At 70.4% G+C, this 7,308-nt stretch carries 10 protein-coding genes; 3 read left to right on the top strand and 7 right to left on the bottom strand.

The genetic code is table 11. The features are described from left to right. Positions 1–117: 117 nt before the first annotated feature. The 7 genes from ACLEQD_RS32880 to ACLEQD_RS32850 all read right to left on the bottom strand — a co-directional run bounded on the left by ACLEQD_RS32880 (position 118) and on the right by ACLEQD_RS32850 (position 4,926). Positions 118–936: an outer membrane beta-barrel domain-containing protein gene (locus ACLEQD_RS32880; RefSeq protein ID WP_410389456.1), complete on the bottom strand. Its 819-nt coding sequence runs from the start codon at positions 934–936 to the stop codon at positions 118–120. Between the two features lie 355 nt (positions 937–1,291). Further along, positions 1,292–1,960, bottom strand: coding sequence for a 50S ribosomal protein L3 (rplC, locus tag ACLEQD_RS32875; protein ID WP_410389454.1), 669 nt, complete (start codon positions 1,958–1,960; stop codon positions 1,292–1,294). A gap of 143 nt (positions 1,961–2,103) precedes the next feature. Next, the gene (locus ACLEQD_RS32870) at positions 2,104–2,874 is read right to left on the bottom strand and encodes a hypothetical protein (protein WP_410389453.1); all 771 of its coding nucleotides are present in this window, start codon (positions 2,872–2,874) and stop codon (positions 2,104–2,106) included. An 80-nt stretch (positions 2,875–2,954) separates the two neighbouring features. After that, positions 2,955–3,116, bottom strand: coding sequence for a hypothetical protein (locus ACLEQD_RS32865; protein ID WP_410389451.1), 162 nt, complete (start codon positions 3,114–3,116; stop codon positions 2,955–2,957). A gap of 366 nt (positions 3,117–3,482) precedes the next feature. Beyond that, positions 3,483–4,136, bottom strand: a complete 654-nt coding sequence (locus ACLEQD_RS32860; RefSeq protein ID WP_410389449.1) for a HupE/UreJ family protein — start codon at positions 4,134–4,136, stop codon at positions 3,483–3,485. Between the two features lie 65 nt (positions 4,137–4,201). Next, complete coding sequence (locus ACLEQD_RS32855; RefSeq protein WP_410389447.1) at positions 4,202–4,771, bottom strand: hypothetical protein; 570 nt, start codon at positions 4,769–4,771, stop codon at positions 4,202–4,204. Beyond that, positions 4,768–4,926: a lmo0937 family membrane protein gene (locus ACLEQD_RS32850; protein WP_410389445.1), complete on the bottom strand. Its 159-nt coding sequence runs from the start codon at positions 4,924–4,926 to the stop codon at positions 4,768–4,770. The genes ACLEQD_RS32855 and ACLEQD_RS32850 overlap by 4 nt, the downstream gene beginning before the upstream one ends. Before the next feature lie 293 nt (positions 4,927–5,219). Here ACLEQD_RS32850 and ACLEQD_RS32845 point away from each other — a divergent pair, with 293 nt between their 5' ends. From ACLEQD_RS32845 to ACLEQD_RS32835, 3 genes are all read left to right on the top strand, one after another. Beyond that, positions 5,220–5,963: a lytic transglycosylase domain-containing protein gene (locus ACLEQD_RS32845; RefSeq protein ID WP_410389443.1), complete on the top strand. Its 744-nt coding sequence runs from the start codon at positions 5,220–5,222 to the stop codon at positions 5,961–5,963. A gap of 221 nt (positions 5,964–6,184) precedes the next feature. Next, a complete protein-coding gene (locus tag ACLEQD_RS32840; RefSeq protein WP_410389458.1) occupies positions 6,185–6,508 on the top strand; it encodes an STAS domain-containing protein in 324 nt (107 codons plus the stop codon). Between the two features lie 144 nt (positions 6,509–6,652). Further along, on the top strand, positions 6,653–7,308 hold a 656-nt coding region (locus ACLEQD_RS32835; RefSeq protein WP_410389441.1), incomplete at its 3' end, for an AAA family ATPase.

The following is a 7,308-nucleotide window of genomic DNA, read 5'->3' as shown; positions in this document are numbered from 1 at the left end:
CGCATCCGGACCCGGAGCGGCCGGCGGCTGCGCCAGGGCGGCGCCTTGCGCGAACGCGAGCGCAGGCACCGCGGCGACGAGGAGCGCGATGGAACGGAAGGGTCGCATAGGAAGGGGTCAGAAGGAGAAGGTGTAGCCGAGGTCGAACTGCACCAGGTGCGTGAGGCCCGGGCTGCCCGCGGGCTCGCCGGTGGCCTTGCCGGCCTCCCAGTCGTCGCGCAGCAGGTTCACGCGGTAGCTGTCCTTGAAGATCCAGTCGCGCAGCTCCAGCCGCACGCCGTGCTGCTCCTTGATGAAGAAGCGGAAGCCCAGCGCGGCGGACACCACCGGCGCCACGCGCGACTCCTTCACCCAGTAGTTCTCCGTGGCGCTGCCCCGGTCCGTCACGTCCGTGCGGTTGTCACAGACGCCCGCGGCCCGGTCCACCACCTGGGTGCACTGGATGACCGACTGGCGCTTCAAGTTGGTGAGGCCGCCACCCGCCCAGAGGTACGTCTGGAAGTGCACCGGGATGTCCGCGACGAGGGAGATCTTCCCGTAGATGGGAGCCCACCGCGCGCCGACGACGCCGTGCAGCCCCATCCGCCACATGTCCTCCAGCTCGTCCGTGACGCGCTTGTCCTCGCGGTCCAGGAAGGACTCGGAGATGGAGCGCGCCAGGCCCGTGTGGCGGCTGGCGGCGTAGCCCGCGCGGGCTTCCAGCGCGAACGTGTCGAAGAGGTTGTAGGCCAGCCCGACGTCGAAGAAGTAGTGCGCCGTCAGGTGCGTCTGCACTGGCAGGCCCACGGACAGGGACAGCTCCGGATGGCCCGCGGGCGTGTAGAGCCGGTTGCGGACGACCGCCGTGTCCAGGACGCCGTCTTCCTGTGCGGCGGCGCCGAGCGCCGTCAGCGAGAGGCTCAGCGCGGCGAAGACGCGAAGCGTGCGTGCTTTCATATCTCCTGCCCGGCCCGGGGGTGGGCCGTTGGGTGATCCGGAGGGCAGCCCGTCTGCTTGGACGGCGAGGCTCCGGCGTGGGACAGCCATGTGAGCACGGCGCCCCTTCACCGCAAGCGGATCCCAGCGGCAGTCGGTAAAGTTTTCGCCCTTTGGCCCCAGGGCGACCAGCACTCAACGTTTCCACGGGGATGCGAGCCCTCCGGCCCCATCCACACCGCGAAGGAGCACGCGCGCACGCACGCGCATGCAGCGCATGCCGGAAACGACGAACGCCCCGCCCGGGACCCGAAGGTGCCGGAAGCGGGGCGTCGGACGGGGCGCGGTGAAGCGCCCCGGCGTCAGCGGCTGCGAACTACCGCGCGGCCTTGTGCTGCGCGCGCATGGCCACCTTGATGGAGGGACGCACGATGACGATGCCGTCGTTGTGGCCGGCGACCGCGCCCTTCACGAGCACGAGGCCCTTCTCCACGTCCACGTCCACCACGGTCAGGTTCTGCGTGGTGACGCGATCGACGCCGTAGTGACCCGGCATCTTCTTGTTCGGGTACGTACGGCCCGGCGTCTTACGCTGACCGATGGCGCCCGGGTGACGCTGATACTCGTGCGTACCGTGGGTCTTGGTCTGCGAACCCTTGAAGCTCCAGCGGCGCATGACGCCGGAGAAGCCGCGACCCTTGGTGATGCCGGTGACGTCCACCAGCTCGCCCTTGGCGAACATGTCCGCCTTGATGGCGTCGCCCACGTTGAAGCCCGCGGCCTCCTCGGCCGTGACGCGGAACTCACGCAGGTGGCGGCGCGGCGTGGCGCTGGCCTTCTTGAAGAAGCCGAGCTGCGGCTTGTTCAGGATCTTCTCGCGAATCGCGCCGAAGCCCACGGTCACCGCGGAGTACTGATCCTTCTCCGGGGTGCGCTTGCCGACCACCAGACAGGTGTTGACGTCGATGACCGTCACCGGAACGAGGTTGCCCTCGTCGTTGAACACCTGGGTCATGCCGATCTTCTTGCCAATCAGACCCTTCACGTCGTCCTCACAGCGAGCGCCCGTGGCGCTGAAAGCCCAATGAAATCAATGAACTGGCCTACACGCGTCCCCGCGGCCGCCAGGAAGCGGCGCAAGATAGCAAACACGTCCCCTACGTCAAGCACCAAGGGTGGGCGTCCCCCTCACTGCGCGACATCCAACCGCGGGTAGTAGGAGTCGAGCTGCTTATCCGCGATGCGCTGGGCATACACCTCTTCGCCGAGGAGGAACAGGGCTTGATCCAGATAATCTTCCGCGCCCTTGATCTCCTCCTCCTTGGCGGCGATGGCCTGGTCGAGCTCCGCCATCCGGGCGTCGTGCTCCCGCTTCTGCTCCGCGGCGGCGTCCTCCAGCTCGATCAGGCGCTTGTGCGCCAGGATGCCCGCCCCGCCGGGCTGACCGGGGGTGGGCGTGAGGGCGGTGGCCAGCTGGGCCTCCCAGTCCTCGACCTCGCGGGCCAGGCGCATCTGGGCGATGCGGTTCTTCTTCAGGTTCTGCCGGGCGGCGTCCAGCTTCAGCGGATCCTGGGTGGTCATCTCCAGGTCCGCGAGCTTCGCCTCCAGCTTCTTGAGCCCCGCGATGGCGTAGCGCAGGTCGGCGCGGCGCGTGTCCAGCGTCTTGCGCAGCCCCTTCACCTTGCCCTCCACCGCCGTCACGGCCTTCTTGAACCGGCCGGTGATCTCCTTCTGGGCGGCGCACTCGTCCTCGTGCTGCGCCAGCAAGTCCTGATAGGCCACGTCCTCGTCGTTCATCTCCGCTTCCAGCGCCGCCAGCTCATCCCGGCGCGCCTCCAGCACCTCTTCGGCGCGGTAGACGCGTTCCATGGAGCGGGGGCAGTTCGGCTTGCCCGGGAGGACGTCCCGGGCCAGGTCGCCGAGCTGGAAGATGAGATCGTTGTAGCTCTCCTTCGCCATGGGCGGAGTCATACGCCCAAGTCGCCAGGACTGTCACCGGCCGAGCGCGCCCGAAGAGCGCCCGGCCCGGTCACCCTCCCTCAGGAGTCCGCGGGGGCCGCGACGGCCTGGGACTCGCCCCGCCGCACCGCCGCCAGGGCGCCTTCCGCCAGGGCGAGCAGCTCCCGGGCGCGGTCCTGCTCCTCGGTGCGGTTGAGCTCGCACACCCACGCGGACGACAGGTCCGCGTGCTGGCGCGCCATCTCCGCGGTGGTCTCGTAGCGCGCGGCCGACGCGCGGGCGAAGGCCCCTCGCGGCGCAGCTCCAGCACCGTGTCGGGGTCCAGATCGATCTCCTCTGGAGGCACCGGCAGCGGCCCGCGTCCCAGCGCCGCCAGACGGGCCAGCAGCCGGGACGCATGGGCGCGGCAGAACGCGGCCAGGACCATCAGGCGCGCCCGGACCCGCGCATCGTTCATGCGCTCCGCCAGCCCCGTCATGCGACGAGCTGACACCACTTCCGCCTCCCACGCGGCGGCCAGTGCAGCGGCCAACCGGGTATGCCTCGCACCCATCAGCGTCCCTCCCCCACCCTCGTCAGACGCAAGCTAGGAACGCTGCTGGGGCAATTCAACCGACCGCACGGGCAACCATCCAATAAAGCCCCACCCCCGCGAGGCAGATGGATGACAGGCGCACAACCTTCGAGTGCAACCGGGGCCTGCGCTGGACGATGCGCAGCACGGGGACCAGGAAGGCCACCACCACCGCCTGCCCCACCTCCACGCCCAGGTTGAAGCCCACGAGCGCCGACACCCCGGAGGCCCCCAGGCCGTAGCCGCCGAGCACGCTCGCGAAGCCCAGCCCGTGCACCAGGCCGAACAGGAAGGTGAGCCCCGCGCGGTGTCCATGCCGGCGCAAGAGCAGGTTCTCCAGCGCCATGTAGAGGATGGAGGCGGCGATCGCGGCCTCGGCCCACCGCGTGCCCCGCGCGCTCAGCGTCAGGAGCCCCAGCGCGGTGACGGCCAGCGTGAGCGAGTGCGCCAGCGTGAAGGACGTCACCAGCAGGAGGATCCGCCGCAACGAGCCGCCCACCAGCAATACGGCGAAGAGGAACAGGAGATGATCCGCGCCCGCCAGGATGTGGCGGATGCCCTCGCCCACCCAGCCGGCGAAGCCGTCCACCGCCGCGGGCGCGACCTCCACCTCATGGGCGTGCACGGCGGCCGGCCCCAGCAGGACCAGGGCCAGCAACACCACCCGGGCTGCAGGGAACGGCTTCATCGCGCGAGCGAGCCTGCCCTCCGCGCGCCCGCGCGTCCACTCCGGCATGCTCCGGCCGGGCCTGCCTACTCGCGCACGAACTCCAGGTGCACCTGCTGGCGGCCGGAGAGCCCGCCGTGGTGCGCGCCGCAGCGCGGACAGACCATGGGCTGATCCCACTCCCACGACGCCTGCACCTCTTCCCCGCAGCAGACCATGGGGAGCGTGCGCAGCAGCTCCTCGTCCGGAGGCAGCGGCCGGGGCAGCGGCTCCGGCGCCACCGACACGAAGGTGGGCCGCGGGTTCTGCGACAGCGTGCGCTGCACGTACGCCAGCTGCTCGTACCGCACGTGGTTCGCCCACGCGCGCGCCATCTGCTCCACGTGCGCGGACTGCTCCGGCGTGAGCCACGCGTCCGGCAGCGCGCGGTGGCCGCAGTACAGGCAGTGCCACGCGGGCAGCTCCTCCGCCGTGTACGCCTCGTGGAGGTTCTCGAAGGGGAAGTAGCCCGCGAGCAGCCGCTGCAGCATCCCCGCGTCGTGGCGGCTGGGCCGCGTCTTGAAGGAGCGCTGGCAGCGGGGACATTCGCGCCGCACGAAGCCCGCCTTGTCCCGCGGCAGCTCCAGCCACGCCATGTCCAGCCGCTGCGGGTTCACGCCAGCCCCCGCCGGCGGCCCAGCGACGCGACGCCCAGCACGAACGCGATGAGCGAGAACACCAGGAGGAGGTGCACCCACTGCCCCTCCGTCGAACCGGTGATCAACCCCATCACCCACAACACCAGCAAGATGATGCCCATGGTCCAGTACACGCCACGCCTCCCGCCACACGAAGGTCCATGAATCAGACCGGGCGCAAGCTAGGAACGCGGAGGCAGCGCGGCAACAGGTGGAGCTTTCTGCAGGGTCAGGTTGGGAAACATACTTCCCAGGCCGGGCATTTTTTCCGGCCGCCGTGAGCCCCGCCGGACCTGTTTCAGGCCCCCCTCTTAAGGATCCGTGAGGCAGCGCGCGCACGCCACGTACGCTGGCACGTTGCCTGCTTAGCCGCTGGGTGTGGGCGAGTCAGCGGGCGCGGGGAGTCGGGGCGCCAGGGGAGGGCGAGATGCGGGGTTGGACGGTGGCGGTGGCGATGGCGGCGGCGGTGGTGCTGGTGGGGACGAACGCGGTGGCTTTCCCGGTGCAGGTGCCGGTGGGTGCGCAGGGTGAGGCGCCGGACGTCGTGGCCCTGCGGGCGCAGCTGGCGGAGAAGGAAGCACAGCTGAAGGCGGCGCTGGCCCGTCTGCATCAATACGAGGACGAGGCGGACTACCTCCGCGCGGAGCAGCTGGGCGTGGCCGAGGCCGTGCGCGCCTCCGGGCTCCCCGAGCGCCAGCAGCGCCGGCTGGCGGTCGCCATCGTCCGGGAGGCGGAGCGCAACAACCTGGATCCGCTGCTGGTGGTGGCGCTGATCCGCTGCGAGTCCTCCTTCAACAACTACGCGGTGTCCGGGGTGGGCGCCATGGGCCTCATGCAGGTGATGCCGGACACGGGCAGGTACCTGGCGGAGAAGTCCGGCTACAAGCTGGGCCGCCACACCAACCTCTTCGACTTCGAGACGAACGTGAACCTGGGCACGGCCTACCTGGCGGACCTGATCAGCCGCTTCGGCTCCGTGGAGAGCGCGCTCGTCGCCTACAACGCGGGCCCCGGGCTGGCCAAGCGCATCCTGGCCAAGAAGGCGAACCGGGTGAAGTTCATGGCCGGCTACCCCGCCAAGGTCGTGAAGGAGTTCCGCAAGCTGAAGGCCCAGCAGGAGCGCGCCATCAGCCTGCGTGCCGGACAGACGACAACCGACCGCAAGGGTTGACCGCTGCGTGACATGCGCTTCGCCCGGTCGCCAACACTCCTGCCGAAGTTGCAAGCCCGCCACTGACTGAATCTTCCGGGAGGGTGCAGTGTTGGATCCGGCTGTGCACCCCCACCACGCGTGGGGCCCCCCCGGGCCCTCCGTGGCCCGGAACGTGCCTCAGTCGCCAATTCACCATCGCAGGCGGCACACACGTGCACACCTCAGCGGGAGCGCGCAACATGACGGGGCTTCAGATTCATCAGGAAGAGGCGGCGGGCCGGATCACCCTGCGCCTGGAAGGAACGCTGGACGGCCGCACGGCCCAGGAGCTGAGCAACTCGCTCCAGGCGCTGAGCCAGAGCGAGGTCGTCCTGGATTTCGCGCACCTGCGGGAGTTCAAGGACAGCGCGGTGGGCATCCTGACCCACGGCCTGAAGGACAGCGCCGTGCAGCTGCGCGGGCTGGCCACGCACCACGAGCGGATGTTCCGCTACTTCGGAGTGCTGTCCTCGCCGGCGACGCACCGGGCGTACTACACGCCCGAGGACATCCTGTCCGCCTGAGTCACGGGTAGGGCCCTCCGGGCCGCGTGCATCCCCGGAAAGCAGTGGTCCGCGCCCCCAGGGCAGGCGGCCATCCGGCGTGGAACACGGACGACCTGGAGGGGTGCCGGCTTGCGGTCGCCTGGGCTACAGTCCGCGCCCAGGATGACCCAGCCCGCTCGCGTCCTCGGTCCAGTTCCCTCCCCTGCCACCGCACGCGCGGTGATGGAGCGGCTCGCCGCCCAGCTTGGCCGCGCCGTGCAGGGCAAGCCCGAGGAGGTCCGGCGCGTCGTCACCTGCGTGGTGGCCGGCGGGCACCTGCTGCTGGAGGACATGCCCGGCGTGGGCAAGACGACGCTGGCGGAGGCCCTGGCCCGCGCGTGCGCCCTGTCGTTCGCCCGCATCCAGTTCACCGCGGACCTGCTGCCGGCGGACATCCTGGGCGCGCAGGTGTTCCACGCGCAGACGTCCACCTTCTCCTTCCGCCCCGGGCCGCTGTTCCGGCAGCTGGTGCTGGCGGACGAGCTCAACCGCGCCCCGCCGCGCACCCAGTCCGCCCTCCTGGAGGGCATGGCCCAGGGGCAGGTGTCGCTGGACGGGCAGACGCACCCCTTGCCCTCGCCCTTCACCGTGGTGGCCACCCAGAACCCGGTGGACTTCTCCGGCACCTATCCCCTGCCGGACTCGCAGCTGGATCGCTTCCTCGTGCGCCTGTCGCTGGGCCACCCGGCGCCGGACGTGGAGGCGCGCCTGCTCACCACGCGCGGCGCGGCGTCCCCGCTGCCGTCGGTGGAGGCGGTGACGGGGGCCGGAGGAGCTCG

It is taken from the genome of Corallococcus sp. 4LFB (genome assembly GCF_046520365.1).
GTDB lineage: Bacteria > Myxococcota > Myxococcia > Myxococcales > Myxococcaceae > Corallococcus > Corallococcus caeni.
This window is presented reverse-complemented; position numbering and strand designations above follow the sequence as displayed.

Coding starts and splice junctions, on each gene's coding strand:
- ACLEQD_RS32880 (WP_410389456.1), bottom strand. CDS start 936: ATGAAAGCACGCACGCTTCGCGTCTTCGCCGCGCTGAGCCTCTCGCTG.
- ACLEQD_RS32870 (WP_410389453.1), bottom strand. CDS start 2,874: ATGGCGAAGGAGAGCTACAACGATCTCATCTTCCAGCTCGGCGACCTG.
- ACLEQD_RS32865 (WP_410389451.1), bottom strand. CDS start 3,116: ATGGCGCGCCAGCACGCGGACCTGTCGTCCGCGTGGGTGTGCGAGCTC.
- ACLEQD_RS32860 (WP_410389449.1), bottom strand. CDS start 4,136: ATGAAGCCGTTCCCTGCAGCCCGGGTGGTGTTGCTGGCCCTGGTCCTG.
- ACLEQD_RS32845 (WP_410389443.1), top strand. CDS start 5,220: ATGCGGGGTTGGACGGTGGCGGTGGCGATGGCGGCGGCGGTGGTGCTG.
- ACLEQD_RS32840 (WP_410389458.1), top strand. CDS start 6,185: ATGACGGGGCTTCAGATTCATCAGGAAGAGGCGGCGGGCCGGATCACC.